The organism is Kitasatospora sp. NPDC047058 (assembly GCF_040643935.1).
Taxonomy (GTDB): domain Bacteria; phylum Actinomycetota; class Actinomycetes; order Streptomycetales; family Streptomycetaceae; genus Kitasatospora.
In genome coordinates this window covers 1-17,529 of the sequence record NZ_JBEYVJ010000145.1, presented here as the reverse complement: position 1 = coordinate 17,529, position 17,529 = coordinate 1, and the positions used below count along the sequence as shown (strand labels likewise).

The window sequence follows — 17,529 nt, the reverse complement described above, 5'->3', positions numbered from 1 at the left end:
GCCGGCCGGTCCGGCCGGGGCGGGGCGGGCGAGGACGAGCGGGTCGGCGGGGTGGGCCGACGCCAGCGGGTCGGGGCGCCCGGCGAGGATGGCCTCCTCGATCCCGCGCAGTTCGGGTCCCGGCAGCAGGCCGAGGTTCTCCGCCAGGGTGTGCCGGGCCCGCTGGTACGCGGCCAGCGCGTCGGCCTGCCGGCTGCCCCGGTAGAGCGCGACCATGAGCAGCGCCCAGAGCCGCTCGCGGTAGGGGTGCTCGGTGGTGAGCACGAGCAGGTGGGGCACCAGCCAGGCGTGGCCGCCGAGTTGGAGCGCGAGTTCGGCGTGCTCCTCGACCACCGCCAGCCGCAGTTCCGCGAGCCGGGCGCGTTCGACGTCGAGCAGCGGGCCGCTGACGCCGGTGAGTGCGGGGCCGGCCCAGGAGTCGAGGGCGGCGGCCAGGGTCCGTTCGGCGGCTTCGGGCTGCCCGGCCGAGCGCAGCGCCCGGGCTTCGGCCACCGACTGCTCGAAGCGGCCGAGGTCGCACTGCAGGGGGCCGACCGAGAGCCGGTAAGAGGCGCCGATCCGGGTGAGCACGCCGCCGGTGGTGCGCGGTGCCCGGTCGGGTTCGAAGAGCCTGCGCAGCTTGGAGACGTAGGCCTGCACCAGGTTGGCGCCGTCCGCCACGGTGGCGTCGCCCCAGATCCCGTCGATCAGGTGGTCGCGGCCGACGGGTGAGCCGGCGCGCAGCAGCAGGACGGCGAGCAGGGCGCGCTGGCGGGGCGCTCCGAGCGGGAGTTCGATGCCGTCCCGCCAGCCCCGGACCTCACCCAGCAGTTCGAAGCTGAGGCCGGCCGGGTGGGTGGGCGGAAGGAGAGGAGTGGTCATGGCTGCCTCCGCCGAGCCGGGGCCGTCGCGTGGTGGCTCGGACGCAGTTGTGGGGAGCTGGTGCGGGGTCAGGGCCGGCCCGGGGCGGGACCGGTCAGGGCCGGTCGGGTCCGGGGCGGCGCGGGTCCGGGCGGGCCGGACGGTGGCGCCGGGCGGGGCCGGCGCCGCTTCACCACTGCCAGCCCATGTCGTTGATGTGCGAGTTGTGGTGCTGGTCGTTCGTGCCGGTGGTGTTGGCGGTGTCGGTGGCGGTGTTGGTGGTGCTGCCGGTCGAGGTGGCCGGGCCCTGGTCGGCGAGGGTGACGGTGCCACGGTCCGGCGCGCTGCTCCCGGTGCCGGCGGCGGTGAGCCCGGCGGCGGCGCCCAGGACCACGGTGGCGGCGGCGACGGCGGAGACGAGACGGAACTTCTTGGCGGACATGGTGGCTCCTTTCGGGCAAGGGGATGCCCGGTGGCGTGGTGTGGGTGATCGGCCGGGCGGCGGTCCGTGGTGCTGCTCGCCGCGCTTCGACGAGTTCGATTCTGCCCCGCCCGCAAGCCGGTTGTCCCTGCTCCCGGGTGACACAAGTTGTCGCTGGCATATCTGTGTCAGTGGCTGCGGCCGGACTGTGCCAGGGGTGACCGGGCGGTCATGTGTGGACGAACCATCCGGTCAGCTCGGGGGTTCCGGCGATGGCCTGGACGCAGACCGCCAGGCACAGGGCGCGGGCGGTGTCCGGGTTCGGTGCGAGCACGAACATCACGCCCCGCGCGCCGGCGCGCGAGCCGTGCACGCGGACGTGTTCCGGGCCGTCGTGGAGTCGGGCGGCGGTGCGCAATGCGGCGGTCACCGTCCCGGCGGCCGGAACCGGGGCGTCGCGCGGGCGGGTCATGGTGAAGTGGACGACATGCACCCAGCCACGATGGTGGAAGCGGGGCGCCGATGTGCGGGCTCGCGTCGGCACGTTCTTGCCATGGCATGCCTGCGCCAGCCCGGGCGTCCGGTTTCCTGCGATGAATCCCGTTGTGCGGCCGTCGGTCGCGGTCCGGTCGCGATCCGTTTCCCGTCCGTTCCCCCCTCTCCGCGAGCGGTGTGGATCACCGCTGATCGGCGGGTGTCTGGCGTCTCCGGGAGGGTGGTATTTTCTGACCTGGACCTGCCCAGATGCAGATGAGAGGGCTCTGCGTCCAGCACCGTACGTGCGCGAACCGAATGCTGGTTGCGGCGCAGCTCGCTTTACCGCCAGGGAGCCGACCGAATGCTGACCACGCTGGGACTCACGCACCAGGCCGAGGCCGTCTACCGCCTCATGCTGAGTCAGCCCGACTGGGGCGTGGCCCGGATCGCCGAGTCGCTCGCCTGGGACGGGGCGGCCGTCCGTGCGGCCATGGACGAGCTGGCCGACCAGGAGCTGATCCGCCCGTCCTGGGAGGGCGGCGGTGCGATGCGCACGGTCAGCCCCAAAGTGGCCTTCGAGGCGCTCCTCGCCCGCCGGCAGGCCGAGATCGCGCGCAGGCAGCACGAGGTCGAGTCCAGCCGGGCCGCGATCGCCGGGCTGGTCGCCGAGTACTCCATGCTGCGGCCGGAGGAGGGCGCCGGCGGCATCGAGCACCTGACGGGCCTGGACGAGATCCGGGCCCGCCTGGAGGAGCTGGGCGCCCAGGCCTGCCGCGAGACCATGGCCTTCGCCCCCGGGGGCAAGCAGACCGCGGAGAACCGCGAGGCCAGCCGCCCGATCACGCAGGCGCTGCTGGACCGCGGGGTCAAGGTGAAGACCGTCTACCTGGGCAGCATCCGCAACGACCCCGGCAGTGTCGAGCACGCCAACTGGCTGGCCGCGCAGGGCGGCGAGACCCGCACCACCAGCGTCCTGCCGATGCGGATGCAGATCGTGGACCGCGAGGTCGCGATGGTCCCCCTCGATCCCGACGACCTGACCAGGGGCGTCGCCGTGATCCGTGAACTCGGCGCCGTCGCCGGCCTGTGCGCGCTCTTCGACCAGATCTGGGAGCAGGCCGAGGTGCTCGGTTCCGCCCCCGCCGTCCCGGCCGGCGAGATCACCCCGCAGCAGCGCGAACTGCTCCGCCTGCTCTCCGCCGGCCTCACCGACGAGGCCGCCGCCCGCCGCCTCGGCGTCTCCCTGCGCACCGAGCGCCGGATGATCACCGACCTGATGGAGCAGTTCGATGCCCAGAGCCGCTTCCAGCTCGGCCAGCGCGTCACCGAGCGCGGCCTGCTCTGACCCCCCGCCCGCCGGGGCCGTGGCGGGCGGCTGGTGGCCGGCGGCTGCGCCGGGTGCCCGGGCGAAGGGCGTTCGGTGCCCGATCGGGCCAGTATGGAACGAAGGGTGCAGGTGTCCCGCCGGCTCGGATGAGGTGTTGCGATGAGCATGTCATGGCATGCGTCGTCGCGGCCCGGCCAGGAGGCCGTCGAGGCGAGCGCGGGGCGCGGCCCCGAGGTGCTGGCGCGGATCCTGCGGTCGGTGCCGGAGCTGTTCGACGCGTACATGGGCGGGCTCTACCTGCTGTCGGACGACCGGGAGCTGCTCGAACTGGTCATGACCCTCGGGGCCGCCCGCCAGTTCACCAGGCCGTGGCAGCGCATCAGCATGACCGCGCCGATCCCGGTGGTCGAGGCGGCCCGCAGCGGCCGGGTCGTCTGGGTGGGCGGCGCGGAGGAGATGGCGCGCCGGTACCCGCGGGTCGCGGTCGCCATGCCGTACGCGTTCTGCCTCTCGGCCGTTCCGCTCGTCGAGGGGGAGAGGACGTACGGGGTGATCTTCCTGCTCTGGCCCGCCGACCACCCCCGCGATCTGTCGACCGGGGAACGCGACGGGCTCGAAGCGCTCGCCCGGCGCCTGGCCGGGGTGCTGGCGGAGGCGGTCCGGGCGGGCCGCCCGATCCGGGCCGGCCCGCGCCCCGGGGTGGCGGAGGACGCCTCCGCCGCCCCGCCCACCGCGATGGCCGCCCGCCTGCCGGAGGGCGTCTGCGACATCGACCTGGACGGCAGGCTGGCCGAGGTCACGCCGGCCGCCGCCGAGCTGCTCGGCGAGCCGGCGGAGCGCCTGCTGGGCGCCCGGCCGTGGGCCGCCCTGCCCTGGCTGCGCGATCCGGTGTACGAGTACCACTACCGGGCGGCGCTGATGAGCGGGCACCCGACCGCCTTCGTCGCACTGCGGCCGCCGGACCGGTGGCTGTCGTTCCAGCTCTTCCCGGACGCGTCCGGCGTCACGGTGCGGATCTCCGCCGCCGACGGCGAGCTGACCGGAACGCCGGCCGAGCGGGCCGTGCACACGCGGCCCGGAGCGCTGTACCACCTCCTCCACCTCGCGAGCGCGCTGACCGAGGCCATCACCGTGCAGGACGTGGTCACCATGGTGTCCGAGCAGATCCTGCCGGCCTTCGGCGGCCAGGCCGTCGCGGTCCTGATGGCCGAGGGAGGCCGGCTGCGGATCGCGGGCCACCGCGGCTACCCGCCGGGCCTGGTCGACCAGTTCGACGGCACCGCGCTCACGGAGTCCACGCCCGGCGTCCAGGCGTCGACCAATCCCGTGCCGGCGTTCTTCGAGACCCGTGCGGAACTGGAACGGCTGTACCCGGAGCGCCACGAGACCCAGGACGGGATGGCGGCCTGGGCCTACCTGCCGCTGGTCACCTCACGCCGGCTGATCGGCACCTGCGTGCTGGCCTTCGCCGAGCCGCACCCCTTCGACGTGGAGGAGCGCGCCGTCCTCACCTCACTCGGCGGCCTGATCGCCCAGGCCCTGGACCGCGCCCGGCTGTACGACACCAAACTCGTCCTCGCCCACGGCCTCCAGGAGAGCCTGCTGCCCCATGCGCTGCCCGCGGTCCCGAGCCTGGAGATCAGCGCCCGCTACCTTCCGTGCACCGAGGGCATGGACGTCGGAGGAGACTTCTACGACCTGATCCGCGTCGGGCCGGACACCGTGGCCATCGTCATCGGCGACGTCCAGGGCCACAACGTCAACGCCGCCGCGCTGATGGGCCAGGTCCGCACCGCCGTCCGCGCCTTCGCCGCGGCGGACGCCGACCCGAGCACCGTGCTCGCCCGCACCAACCGCCTGCTGGCCGACCTCGACACGGCCCTGCTGGCCAGCTGCACCTACCTCTGCGTCGACCTCGTCCGGCGCGAGGCCCGGCTGGCCACCGCCGGCCACCCAGTGCCCCTGCTGTACGGGCAGGACGGCCGGGCGAAGGCGGTGGAGCCCATCGTCGGCCTGGTGCTGAACGTCGATCCCGACGCCGAGTACCCGGCCATCCGGATCGACCTGCCGGTCGGCACCACCCTGGTCCTGTACACCGACGGCCTCATCGAGACGCCCGGCGCCGACCTCGGCCGGGCACTGGCCGACCTCACCGCCACGCTCGCCCGCCACGGCGGCGAACCGCTCGACCGGCTGGCGGACGCGCTCATCGGGCGGGCCGGACACGCGGAGCACCGCACCGACGACGTCGCGCTGCTACTGGTCCGGTCCGTCCCCCGCGAACCGTGAACCGTGGCCGTGGACCGGGACGCGACGACGAACCGTGACGGGAAGGAGACCGATTCCGTGGCACGCACCCCCCTGCTGGCCGTACGCGGCGTCTCCAAGCGGTTCGGCGCCGTCCAGGCGCTGAGCGATGTCGGCCTCGACATCAACGACGGGGAGGTCGTCGCCCTGGTCGGGGACAACGGTGCGGGCAAGTCCACCCTCGTCAAGGTCCTGTCCGGGGTGGCCCCGCCGGACACCGGGGTGATCGAGTGGGAGGGCCGGGCCGTCGACCTGCGCAGGCCGCTCGACGCCCAGAACCTGGGCATCGCCACCGTCCACCAGGACCTCTCGCTGTGCGACAACCTCGACACCGTCGCCAACGTCTTCCTCGGCCGCGAGCTGCGCAGGTTCGGCATCCTCAAGGAGGTCGAGATGGAGCGGCGCTGCCACCGGCTGCTGAGCTCCCTGTCCGTCCGGATCCCCAGCCTGCGCGTCCCGGTCGGCTCGCTCTCCGGCGGCCAGCGGCAGTCCGTCGCCATCGCGCGGGCGATGATCGGCGACCCCCGGATCGTGATCCTGGATGAGCCCACGGCCGCCCTCGGGGTGGGGGAGACCGTCCTGGTCCTGGAGCTGGTCGAGCGCCTGCGGGCCCAGCGGCTCGGGGTGCTGGTGGTCAGCCACGACCCGGAGAGCGTCCGGACGGTCGCCGACCGGGTGGCGGCGCTGCGCCTCGGCCGTAACACCGGCGTCTTCGACACCAAGTACGCCACCCAGGAGCAGATCAGCTCGGCGGTCACCGGCGACCACAGCATGGCCGTGACCCTCCAGCACAGCCTGCTGCCCCGGGGGCTGCCCGAGCAGAGCGCCCTCGACGTCGCCTACCGCTACCTGCCCGCGCGGTCGGGCGTCGGCGGCGACTGGTTCGACGTCATCCCGCTGTCCGGCACCCGCGTCGCGCTGGTCGTGGGGGACATCGTCGGGCACGGGGTGCAGGCGGCCGCCACCATGGGCCGCCTCCGGACGGCCGTGCACAACTTCTCCGTGCTGGACCTGCCGCCCGACGACCTCCTCGCGCACCTCGACGAACTGGTCAACCGGATCGACAAGGACGACGCCACCGCGCGGGACGGCCCCGGGATCACCGGAGCCACCTGCCTGTACGCGGTCTACGACCCGGTGTCGCGGAGCTGCGAGCTGGCCCGGGCCGGCCACCTCCCGCCCGCGCTGATCGCGCCCGACGGCACGGTGGAGTACCTCGACCTGCCGGCCGGGCCGCCGCTCGGCGTGGGCGGGCTGCCGTTCGAGACCGCGCGGCTGCAGGTGCCCGAGGGCGGCCGGCTGGTGCTGTACACCAACGGCCTCGTCGAGGACCGCCGCCGGGACATCGACTGCGGCCTCGGGCTGCTGCGCAACGCGCTGGCAAACGCCGACCGGTCGCCCGAGAAGACCTGCGACGCGGTGCTCGACGCACTGCTGCCCGCGAGTTCGACGGACGACGCCGTCCTGCTCGTGGCGCGCACCCGGGCGCTGCCGGCCGACCGGATCGCCCGGTGGGACGTCCCGCCGGATCCGGCCGCCGTGGCCGGCGTCCGGGCCTCGGCCGTCCGGACGCTGGTCGAGTGGGGGCTGGAGGAGCAGGTGTTCACCACGGAGCTGATCCTCAGCGAGCTGGTCACCAACGCGATCCGCTACGGCAGCGGGCCGATCTGGGTCCGTCTCATCCTGGACCGCACGCTGATCTGCGAGGTCTCGGACACCAGCAGCACCTCCCCGCACCTGCGCTACGCCGCGGACACCGACGAGGGCGGACGCGGCCTCTTCCTCGTCGCCCAGCTCGCCGAGCGCTGGGGCACCCGCTACACCCCGGCCTGCAAGATCATCTGGGCGGAGCAGTCGCTCTGAGCTTTTCGTTCAACCCCGGCGGGCCTGGTGCAAATATGGCGCCCCACCTGAACCATCAGATGGGGCGCCATATTGGATCAAGGACCATATCGAAGCGACTAGTCGCGGGATCCTCTTGAGCGCTCTTCGTGGAAGATTCGAAGGGCTTCGGGATCACGCTCTTCGAGTCCGTAGTAATGGATCTCCGAACGCACAACCTCGCCATAACCCCAACGCGCCTGGCAAATCAACTCTCCAGGAGCCGGAGCATTCGGTCCGACCTCGCCCTTGGCGAACTCCCAGTGATCGGGAACGCGCGGGTCGCGGACCTCGAAGAGTTCGATCGGGAGCCAGGCCGGCTTGTCGTACTCGTCTGCCACGAGCACCGTCAGCGAACCGCTGATGAGCGCCATCGCATAGACTTCGTATGACTTCCCGACAGTGAGATCAAACCTCGTCTCTTCCGTATAGAAGAGACCGCGACGATACGGGCCGAGATCCGCGCCGGAATTGGCAACGCAATCTACGATCACGGTATCCCTTACTTGAACTTGTAGTCATCCACCTGCCCAGTGCGGGTATTCCGCACGTAGTGGACCTCAACCCCATTGATATTCTGCGACATTTTAACCCAGCCCTCCGACAGGTGCCAGCGCGGGTCGGTCATGGGGACGTTGATCTGCCTACCGGCTCCAGGATTCGACATCGCCTGCTCCATGGCCAGCTTCTCTTCGAGGCTATTCGGCACGGTGCGGCCGGTGGAACCTCGTCCGAGCGGCTTGAGATCGGTGGCGACACCACTCGAGTCGACGACGAACCTCGGGCACGAACCGCCGCTCGAATTGTGCACGAGGACCGGCGTGGGGCCGGCGAGCACGTAGTACGTGTGGAGGTCACGGACCGTCAGGTTGTAGGCGGGCTGCAGGATGGCCGCGTGCCGGACGTCCGAGATCGTCGCGGTCGCGCCGGCGGCGGTGCGCAACTCATCGCCGATCCGGAGGTCGGCGGCGTCGACCCAGGTCTGACGGTTGGCGGACCAGAAGGGGTGGTGGTCCGTCGCCGTCAGCGTGGCATCCGCCGTGTTCGACCGCACCGCCAGATCGGTGAAGTCGCGGTCGTCGGGTGTGTAGATCGTCGCATCGACGGAGCGGGCACCGGTCTGGCCGGTACCCGGGTCGCTGGCCAGGACCTGGTCACCGACACGGACCTGCTCGATGGGCTTGGTCGACCCGTCGGCCATCAGGACGCGGGTGCCGGCCGGGAAACTGTTCTTCCCGATGGGGCAGGTGCCGGGGACCTTGGAGAAGAGCTTCTCCAGGAACTCCATGACCTTCTTGCCCCCGGGGACCTTCTCGGCCCACTTGGCGAGTTTGGCCACGGCTGCGGCGTCACCGGCGAGCGGGATGGCGCCGACGCAGGAGAGGATCGCGTTCTCGACGTCCTTCTGCAGGGCGTAGATGCCGCAGTTGACCAGGTCGGCGATGTCGGCGATGCCCGGCAGGAACATGCCTCCGACGCCGCCGATGAGGTCGAGGGCTCCGTGGGTGACGTTCAGGACGGTGTCCAGCCAGCCCGACTTGTGCTGGGCGGCTTCCTTGCGGAGCTCTGCCTCGATCGTGTCGGTCGCCGACTTCTTGTCCTGCTCGGCCTGCTGCTTGGCCTGGGCGTCGTTGGCGGCCTGCTCGGCGGCCTTGCGGGCGGCCTCCTGTTCCGTGGCGTACTTGGTCTTGTACGCCTCCATGGCGTTCTGCGCGGCCTGGGCTGCGACCACCGTGTCCTGGCCGGCTGCCTCGGCGTCGGCCTTCGCCTGCGCGGCGGCGGCGTAGGCGTACTGGGCGGACCAGCTTGCGCTGGCGGCCGAGCTCCGGGCCTGCTGAGCCGAGTAGGCGGCGGAGGCGGCGGAGTGCCGGGCCGAGGCCTCGGCGGAAGCAGCCGTCTTCGCCGATTCGGCGGCGTTCTTCGCACTGACGGCCGCGGCGTCGGCCTTGGCTTTGGCCTCGGCGGCGTAGCCGGCGGCCTTGTTCGCGGCGTCCTTGGCCTGCGCGGAGGCGGCGTTGGCCTCGTCGGAGGCGCTGCGGGCGATCGCCGCGGCCTGGACGGCCTCGGCGGCGCTCTGCTGGGCGTAGGCGGTGACCGCCGATGCCTCGGAGATCATCCGCTGGATCTCGGCCTGGTGGGTCGCCGCGAGCGCGTCCTTGCGCGCGGCGGTGTACTGCCCGGTCTCGACGAAGGCCCGGAGCACCTCCGGGGGGCCCTCGAGGGCGATCTGCGCCGCGGCCTTGACCTCCGGGCCGCCCGAGTTGCGCAGCGAGGCCGCGGTGACCTGGTCGTCGGAGAGCTGGGCCAGGTAGCGGCCGTTGGTGAGGAAGTCGCGCAGGGAGTCGACGCTGCCGTTGAGTGCGGCGCGGCCGGCGGCCTTGACTCCGGCTCCGCCGGTGCTGATGACCTGGGCGACGCTGACCTGGAAGTCGGCGGTGGCCGAGTGGTACTGGCCGGTCGTCAGAAACGCGGTGACCGCGTTGTTGTCACCCTGCAGAGCCTGCGCGGCCGCGGTGCGCACCGCCGGCAGTTCCGAGGTGGTGGCGAGGTTCTGGACCCGCTCCCGGTTGTCCATCTCGATGGCCGCGCGGCGACCGGTACGGACGAAGTCGAGGACGGCCTGGTCGGTGCCGGAGAGCGCGGCACGGGCAGCGGTGCCCTCCCACGGGCCGGCGATCTTCATCGACATGACGGCGAGCTTGCGCCCGTCGGTGGCGATGGTCGCGGTGTCCGGGTTCGGCTGGGCCAGGGCGGTGGCGAGTCGGTCCGCCTCGTCCTTGGTGCGGCGCAGCTGCTGGACGGCTTCGCCGATCGAGGCCTGCTTGTCGTCGTAGGCCGCCTTGGCGGCCTTGGCCCGCTCGACGTCGCCGGCCGTGCGCGAGGTGAGGTCCTCGGCCTCGGCCCGCTGGGCAAGGTCGTGGACCCGGTTGGCCTCGTCGACGGAGTCCTTGGCGGTCTGCGCGGCGGCGACCGCGGCCTCGGCGTGGGACTTGGCCCGGTCGGCGGCCTGGGCGGCCTCGCCGGCGTGCTGAGCGGCGTCACGCGCCGCGGCGGCCGCGTTGCGGGCGTGCGTGGCGGCGGAGTCCGCGAGGGCCTTGGACTGGGCGGCGGCCTTCGCGGCCTCACCGGCCAGGGACTTGGCGGCGGTTGCGGCCCGGGAAGCCTCCTGGGCCTGACGCTGGGTCGAGGCGGCGGCGGCCGTGGCCCGCGCCGACTGGGCGCCGGCCACGCCGGCGTAGCCGCCGGCCTGGTTGGCCGCGGTAGCGGCGGCCATCGCGTTGCCGCTGGCACTCAGCGCCGACTCGGCGACCTCCGCGCTGGCAGTGGCGGCGGCGGTGGCCTGGGTGAGCGATCCCGACGCGGCGTCCGCGGCCTTCGCGGCCGCGTCGGCCGCGGTGGCGGCAGTGGTCGCGGCATCGGCCTTGGCGCGATCCGAGGCGGCTCCCGCCGCCGCGTTGCGGGCGGCCGTGGCGGCGTTAGCGGCTCCTGCGGCCGCGTAGGCGGCCTGCGTGGCGGCGCTGGCCGCGGTACGGGCCGAGTTGGTCGCGGAGCGGGCGGCCTTCACCGCCGTCTGCGCCGCATCGGCCGCCCGGGTGGCCGCATCCGCCGCGCGTCCTGCCGCGGCAGACGCGGCGACGGTGTCGTTGCGAGCGGCCTCAGTCTCCGCCATCGCCTTCGCGGCGGCTTCCTTCGCCAGCTGCGAGGCCGTGATCGCCTGGGCCGCCGACTCCTTGGCGTCCTCCGACTCGCGCACGGACTGCGCGGAGGCTTCCTTCGCCTGCTGGGTCAGCTGCTCGACGCTGGTGCGCTCCACGTCGCGGGCCTTGGCCACGTGCTGGCCGACCTCGAGGAACTCACGCACGTCATCGATCGACCCGTTGAGCGCCAGCCGTGCCGCGGCCTGGGTGTTCGGACCACCCATGGCGAGGATCTGGACCAGTTTCACCCGGTCGTCGGTGTCGCGCGCGGTGTACTGACCGTCGTTCAGGAACGCCTGGACAGCGTCCGGGGTGCCGTTGAGCGCGGCCTTCGCGGCCGCCTGCACGCCCGGGCCGGCGCCGTTCATCAGCGAGGCCACCTTCACCTGCTGATCCATCTTCAGCTGGTCCTGGTAGCCGCCGTCCAGGAACGCGCGCAGCTCCTCCGGGGTACCGGAGAGCGCCTTGCGGGCCGCCTCCCGCACACCCGCCCCACCGAGGCCGAGGATCTGCGCGGCACTGACCTGGTCGTCCTGCACCTGGGCGAGCAGCCGCTCGCTGTCCAGGAACTTGCGCACATCGGCATCGGAGCCGGTCAACGCCGCCTCGGACGCGGCCTTGACCGCCGGCCCACCCGCCTGCCAGAAGGCGACCACGCGGCCGCGATCGGTCGGTACGGCGGGGATCACCTCGTCCGTCGGCTCCACAGCGAGGGCCGGCGCCGACCCCAACATACCGGCCGCGAGCGCCAGCGGCAGCACGCGCAGTCCGATCCTCGCGGAAATGGGCTGCCCACCCCGCCTTCGCCACCTGGACCGGACAATCATTCCACCCACCAGGGCCCCCTCCACGTTCACATAGCCGAGACTTCGGTTCAGGCGGGAGCATATCCGCATCTGAATGACCGCCAGAAAATGAGATGACGGACCATCAATCCCGGGCGTTGAGATCAGACTTACCCGAAGTGTTGGCAAAAACCAGACAAAGGGCATCAACCTGACATCACGTCAAATTGCCTGCCGTCCCGTGTGACCTGTGCGCTCACCGACCTGATGCTGTAGGAAGAGTGACATTCAGTCATGCCCTAGACTGCGAACCGCCAAGGCCATCGGGGGGCCGAAAATGGTGGGCCACAGTCACCATTCCATCCATCTCGTGCGTGTCGAGTCCGTACTCGGACTGATCCGGCGCGGTCGGTATCGATCCCCTTATGGAGATGTCAACTCCCCTGAAGGGAAATCGAGATGAAGAACGGCATTGCCCGCTGGCTGATCGCAGGAACCCTGGCGGCCGCCACCACGTTCGGCGCCACCGCGCTCGCCGTCGCGGACACCGCGCCGGGCGGGGACACCGACACGCCGCCGCCGGCGGTGGAGGACTTCGCCTACCCGGGCACCTCCCCGTTCCCGGCGCTGAAGCTGATCCGCGGTGACGGCCACATCGTCCTGGCCGACTGCAACACCGCCACTCAGATCCAGATCTGGAGCCGCGCCGTCCCGAGCCCCAGTGGCGGCCCGGGCGTCTGCTTCAAGGTCACCGGCTCCACCGGCTACCTCGCCCTGGAACTCCCGAAGACCTTCTCGATCCAGACCAGCAACGAGCGCTCGGTGCGCGCCAACCTGACCGCCGACGGCATCGCCCAGACCGTCGACGTCGCCAAGGGCGACGGCGTCTCCGTAGGAGAGGCCCTCGGCCAGAAGCCCACCATGCTCGTCGAGCTGCGCATCACCGGCTGACCCACGGCCACCCGGCCGCCGGGCAGCTGATCGACCACCGCCACCTGAGCGGCCACCGCCCGCCGTCCGACACCTGCCCCAGAGCACGCCCGATACAGGGGGACTCCCATGAAACACCGCGTCCGCGGTTGGACGGCGGTCGTCGCCGTCACCACCGCCGCCGCCGTGTTCGGCCTGAGCGCCTACGCCGCCGCCGACACCACGTCGCCACCACTGCCCGTCGGCGCCGACACGCCGCCGCCGGCCGTCGAGGACTTCGCCTACCCCGGCGCCGAGACGATCAGCAAGGTCAAGCTGATCCGCGGCGACGGACACATCCTGCTCGCCGACTGCGCCAAGCCCTCGCAGATCCAGGTCTGGACCCGTGCCCCGGGCAACCCCGACAACAAGGTCTGCTTCACCGCCACCACCACGACCGGCCAGCTCACCCTGGAACTGCCGGACGTCTTCGCCGTCCAGACCGCTGACCGCGCCCTGCACGCCAGCGTCACCGCCTCCGGCGCCACCCAGGCCCTCGACGTCGACAAGAACGGCTTCCAGCCCGTCGGCGAAGGCCTCGGCCAGGCCGCTACCACCCTCGTCGACCTGCGCGTCACCGGCTGACCCGGAACACCCACACCCCCCTCGAGGTCCGCGGGGAGCGGCCGTCGGCGCCGTCACTCCCCAGCCCCGAGCACCCGCGGCTTCATGGGGCGAGCCGATCTTCGAGGACGGTCAACGACATTGACGCTCCGCCGCAAGCGTGCCGGGTCTCGGCCCGGCCTCGTCGCGTGTATGCCCCACTGAATGAACCCGGGCCTACGGCCCTCTACTGACAGGAATCGAAGATGCCTCGCTTGACGACGCCGAAGACATGGCGCGCCGGTGTCCTGGCCGCTGCCGCGGCGGCCGGTGCGCTGTCCACCTTCGCGGCCACGCCGGCCGGTGCCGTTGTCGGTGACCCGGCCTCCGACGGCGCCTACGCCTCCACCGCGAAGCTGACCATCGGCGACAACGTCCGCGCCTGCACCGGCGCCCTGATCGACCGGAACTGGGTCATCACCGCCGCGTCCTGCTTCGCCGACGATCCCGCCCAGCCGCAGGCCCTGGCCGCCGGCGCGCCGAAGTGGAAGACCACCGCCACCATCGGTCGCACCGACCTCACCACCACCGCCGGCAAGACCGCCGACATCGTCGAGCTCGTGCCGCGCGCCGACCGCGACCTCGTCTTGGCCCGCCTGGCCACGCCGGTCGACGGCATCACTCCGCTCACCCTCGCCACCAACGCGCCGGCCACCGGGGAGAGCCTGCGCGTTCCGGGCTACGGGCGGACCAAGGACGAGTGGGCGCCGCTGAAGCTCCACACCGGCTCCTTCACGCTGGACGCGGTCAAGGCCACCTCGATCGGCACCACCGGTGTGAACGGCGCCTCGATCTGCAAGGGCGACACCGGCGCCCCCACCATCCGCGAGGTCAATGGCAAGGCGGAGCTGGTCGCCGTCGCCTCCCGCTCCTGGCAGGGCGGCTGCTTCGGCAGCACCGAGAGCCGCACCAACGCCTCCAGCACCCGCGTCGACGACATCGCCGCCTGGGCGACGAGCGTCACGCAGCGCGCGGGCGTGCCCGGTGACGCCAACGGGGACGGCCGCGCCGACGTGCTGATGTCGTATTACCAGGCGGACGGCTCGATCGGGTTCTACACCTCGCTCGCCGACACCGATGGCGCGCTCGGCGACTTCACGGCCGGGTATGTGGTGCCGGCCTCGGGCAACTGGGACCGCGGCTCCATGAAGCTGGTCGCCGGCGACTTCAACGGCGACCACCGCACCGACCTCGCCATGCTCTACCGCTACAGCGACAGCCGTATCGGCTTCTACACCGGCCTGGCGGACACCAACGGCCACATCGGCGAGTTCAAGGCCTCCCCGAAGTCCGTGCCCGCAAACAGCTGGGACTGGAACGCCTTCGACCTGCAGTGAGCACGCGCTGAGGACCGGCCCCGCGACGGCCGTCGGATGATCCGACGGCCGTGCGTGGACCGCGCCCCGGGACGGGCCGACGCCGCCGCCGCTCGTTCTGGAGGCTGCGGAAGGCTCGCTGGACGACCTGCTCGCCGCCGCCCCGGTCCCGCCCGGCGGCCCGGCCATCCTCGGCGACGTCTGCGAGGGCCTGGACCAATTGCACCGCCCAGGCCGCCCCGGCCGCACCAGCGCTGGTCGCGGCCGTGTTGCCGTAGGTCCCGACCCAGTACTACCGCTACGAGACCGACATCTACCGGATCGTGCAACCGGACGGGGAACGTGACGACGTATCTCTACGGCCTGAACGGCGAGGTCACGCACTTCGGGGCCGTCGCCAAGGGCGAGGTCAACTGGTCGGACGTCCGGTCGCTGCCCAACTGCTGACCCACCGTCCGGAAGGCCCCGGTCCCGGTTCCCCGTGACCGGGTCCGGGGCCTTCCGGCGGTGACCAGCCGTCAGCAGCTTCAGGAGCCGGCCTGCCGCCGTCCGGACCGCCCGGACCCGCTGCTCACGGCCGTGCGGCCATGCCGGAGCGCTCCGGGCAGGAGCCGGTGGGGGTGACCGCGGGCGGGAGCGACCAGGGGCTGGGGCCGTGCCGCAGGTGCCAGGCCGGGGCGGGGAGGGGTTCCCGCTGCCAGTACCAGTGGTCGGGGGCCGGGTCCTCGGCCGGGTGGGGGACCGGGGCGACGAGGTGCAGCCCGGGCAGGTCCGGGGCGTGCGGGCCGCCCGCGCGGGACTGCCACAGGACGTCGTGCAGGGAGTCGGGGCGGGCGTGCAGCACGGTGACGCCGTAGGTCTGCAGGGTCTCCCGGAGCTGCTCGGGGCGGGCGGAGCGGGCGGGGTCCTCGCAGATCACCTGGGCGGCCCCCAGGGCCAGCGGTCCGGCCACGGCCTGGGGGTGGCGGACCAGCCAGTCGAGGCCGGCGGCGCACCAGTAGACGTCGGCGGGCCCGCGGAGGCCGAGGCGGAGTCCGGCCGCGCGCTCCTCGGGTGCGGGGGCGGTGAGGCCGTGCCGGGGCGACGGCACGGCGAGGGCGCGGTGCCACCACGACCACCGGTCCTCCGGCCGGCGGGCGGGCCCGCTGCCCGTGCGGACCACCAGGACCGGCGGCGACCCGAGTGCGGTGTCCCCGCTCCCGGCGGGGCCCCGGTCGTCGGTCGTCACCAGCAGGCGGACGCGCCGGAGGCGGCGCCGGGCGAGCTCGTCGGCCGGATCGTGGTGCCGGGCCGCCCACGGGGCGAGCGTGGTGGCGACGGCACCGATTCGGGTGCAGGCCAGCAGTGCGACCACGGCTTCGGGGATCAGCGGCAGCTGCAGGGCGACCCGGTCGCCGGGACGCACGCCGAGCCGGGCCAGCGCGGTGGTGGCCCGCTCGACCTGCTCGGCCAGCTCGTGCCGGGTGACGGCCCGTCCGGCGCCGGTGGAGTCGACGGCGTGCAGCACGACCGGGTCGTCCGGGTGGTCCGCGGCGTTCGGGCCCTCCGGGCCGGCCGGCCGCACCGGGCGGACGGCGGCGGTGCGGGTGGGGGTGCCGGCGGTGGTGCTGGCCGGTGACATGCGGGCTCCGATCGGTCGGGGCGGTCTCGGGCGGGCCGTCAGATGCCGCTCGGGGTGAGCAGGCCCTGGGGGCTCCACCACGCGGCGCGCGAGGAGCAGTCGCCGACCGCCAGGGGCAGCCCGGCACCGTCGTCGAGCAGACAGCCGGTGCCGTCCTGGGTCCTGATCCGCAGACAGTCGGGGGTGGCGGAGCCGTCCGCCGAGGCGGCGCCCGGCTGCGGCCGGCGGTCGGTGAGCTGCCAGCGCTGCGCCGGGGCGGCGGCGGTGTCCGCGGCGGCCTCGTCCCGGACGGCGACCTCGCCGGACTGCTCGGCGGTGACCAGCCGGGGTACCGGCGAGCCGCTGGAGAGCAGGGACTGCAGCACCAGGCCGCCGTCCGGCTCGGTCCACACGAGCCACTCCTCGCCGTTGGCCCCGGTGGGCGCCGTGGCGCCGACCCGGGCGCCGTCGGGCACGTCGGACAGCGGGGCGTCCAGGACGGCCAGCCGCCGCCCGGAGTCGCAGGCGGTCAGCGTTCCGAGGCCCCCGTAGGACGGGTTGCGGGGGCCGTCGGACTCGAACACCGGGCTGCCCTGCGGTGCGGTGGCCGGATCGCCGAGGCCGCCCGGGAGCGCGCGGTCCTCCGCGGCCTTCGAACCGCCGGGGGAGGTGCCCGCCGCCGTCGGCCGGTCCGTGGCGGTGCCGGGGCCGGCCGCCGTCGGGGTGCCGGTGCCGCACCCGGCGAGCAGCAGGAGGGCGGCGGCCGTGACGGCGGCGAGCGGCCGGTTCGTCGGGGGCCCGGCCGTGACCACCCGCTCGGTTCGTTCCGTTGCCGCCCTGTGCTGCGCCATCCGATGTTCCCCTTCCTGGCGTCCCCCGACGGGAGAGGGGCCGGACCCGTACGGGACGGGTGCGGCCGCTCGGCGGGCGCCGTCGTCCGGGCACCGCCGGTGGCCAGGCTAGGAGTGACGGACCGTCGGCGGATGACGGTCGGAACCGAAGGGTTTGCCCGGTTGACGGGGTTTCGGCCCGTGGTACGGCCCCGGGGCGGTCTCCGGGCACCGGTCGGCCCGGTACCGAAAGGTTTAAGTTCGGGCACCGAGAGTTCAGCCGGATGCGGGCCCGGGGGCGTCCGGCGCCCCTGATGATCGAGGGGTGGCGCCGGGAGGCCGCCTCCCGGCGAGGGCCGGAAAGGAACCGCAGGAACAGTATGAGGAGTGCGCGTTGAGCAACGAGAGCCTGGCCAACCTGCTCAAGGAGGAGCGGCGTTTCGCCCCGCCGGCAGAGCTCGCCGCAGCCGCCAAC

General features: G+C 73.1%; 12 protein-coding genes and 2 pseudogenes. 7 read left to right on the top strand and 7 right to left on the bottom strand.

Features of this window, described 5'->3' with window-relative positions:
- From ABZ885_RS21700 to ABZ885_RS21690, 3 genes are all read right to left on the bottom strand, one after another.
- Positions 1–861: AfsR/SARP family transcriptional regulator (locus ABZ885_RS21700; RefSeq protein ID WP_360190939.1), on the bottom strand; the 861-nt coding region annotated here is incomplete at its 3' end.
- A gap of 169 nt (positions 862–1,030) precedes the next feature.
- Positions 1,031–1,282, bottom strand: coding sequence for a hypothetical protein (locus ABZ885_RS21695; protein WP_360190936.1), 252 nt, complete (start codon positions 1,280–1,282; stop codon positions 1,031–1,033).
- 208 nt (positions 1,283–1,490) lie between these two features.
- Positions 1,491–1,754, bottom strand: coding sequence for a hypothetical protein (locus ABZ885_RS21690; RefSeq protein ID WP_360190933.1), 264 nt, complete (start codon positions 1,752–1,754; stop codon positions 1,491–1,493).
- Between the two features lie 345 nt (positions 1,755–2,099).
- On the opposite strand from ABZ885_RS21690, the gene ABZ885_RS21685 reads away from it, so the two are divergent.
- The 4 genes and pseudogenes from ABZ885_RS21685 to ABZ885_RS21670 form a co-directional block, all read left to right on the top strand.
- Positions 2,100–3,083: a helix-turn-helix transcriptional regulator gene (locus ABZ885_RS21685; protein WP_360190930.1), complete on the top strand. Its 984-nt coding sequence runs from the start codon at positions 2,100–2,102 to the stop codon at positions 3,081–3,083.
- A 141-nt stretch (positions 3,084–3,224) separates the two neighbouring features.
- The gene (locus ABZ885_RS21680; protein WP_360190927.1) at positions 3,225–5,354 is read left to right on the top strand and encodes a SpoIIE family protein phosphatase; all 2,130 of its coding nucleotides are present in this window, start codon (positions 3,225–3,227) and stop codon (positions 5,352–5,354) included.
- 3 nt (positions 5,355–5,357) lie between these two features.
- Positions 5,358–5,915: pseudogene (locus tag ABZ885_RS21675) on the top strand (ATP-binding cassette domain-containing protein); the annotation flags it as partial.
- Between the two features lie 219 nt (positions 5,916–6,134).
- Positions 6,135–7,235, top strand: a pseudogene (locus ABZ885_RS21670) (ATP-binding SpoIIE family protein phosphatase); the annotation flags it as partial.
- Between the two features lie 98 nt (positions 7,236–7,333).
- Here ABZ885_RS21670 and ABZ885_RS21665 read toward each other — a convergent pair.
- Both ABZ885_RS21665 and ABZ885_RS21660 read right to left on the bottom strand, forming a co-directional pair.
- Positions 7,334–7,747: a hypothetical protein gene (locus ABZ885_RS21665; protein ID WP_360190924.1), complete on the bottom strand. Its 414-nt coding sequence runs from the start codon at positions 7,745–7,747 to the stop codon at positions 7,334–7,336.
- Positions 7,748–7,755: 8 nt separating this feature from the next.
- Positions 7,756–11,712, bottom strand: a complete 3,957-nt coding sequence (locus ABZ885_RS21660; protein ID WP_360190921.1) for a polymorphic toxin-type HINT domain-containing protein — start codon at positions 11,710–11,712, stop codon at positions 7,756–7,758.
- 483 nt (positions 11,713–12,195) lie between these two features.
- On the opposite strand from ABZ885_RS21660, the gene ABZ885_RS21655 reads away from it, so the two are divergent.
- The 3 genes from ABZ885_RS21655 (at position 12,196) to ABZ885_RS21645 (ending at position 14,645) form a co-directional block, all read left to right on the top strand.
- Entirely contained in the window at positions 12,196–12,687 is a 492-nt protein-coding gene (locus ABZ885_RS21655) for a hypothetical protein (RefSeq protein WP_360190918.1), read from the top strand.
- Between the two features lie 108 nt (positions 12,688–12,795).
- Positions 12,796–13,290, top strand: a complete 495-nt coding sequence (locus ABZ885_RS21650) for a hypothetical protein (RefSeq protein ID WP_360190915.1) — start codon at positions 12,796–12,798, stop codon at positions 13,288–13,290.
- Between the two features lie 224 nt (positions 13,291–13,514).
- The gene (locus ABZ885_RS21645; RefSeq protein ID WP_360190912.1) at positions 13,515–14,645 is read left to right on the top strand and encodes a trypsin-like serine protease; all 1,131 of its coding nucleotides are present in this window, start codon (positions 13,515–13,517) and stop codon (positions 14,643–14,645) included.
- Between the two features lie 550 nt (positions 14,646–15,195).
- On the opposite strand, the gene ABZ885_RS21640 is transcribed toward ABZ885_RS21645, so the two are convergent.
- Positions 15,196–16,245 carry an AMP-binding protein gene (locus tag ABZ885_RS21640; RefSeq protein ID WP_360190909.1) on the bottom strand — a complete coding sequence of 350 codons (1,050 nt, stop codon included), beginning with the start codon at positions 16,243–16,245 and terminating at the stop codon, positions 15,196–15,198.
- Positions 16,246–16,283: 38 nt separating this feature from the next.
- Positions 16,284–17,075, bottom strand: a complete 792-nt coding sequence (locus ABZ885_RS21635; RefSeq protein ID WP_360190906.1) for a hypothetical protein — start codon at positions 17,073–17,075, stop codon at positions 16,284–16,286.
- Positions 17,076–17,529: the final 454 nt, after the last annotated feature.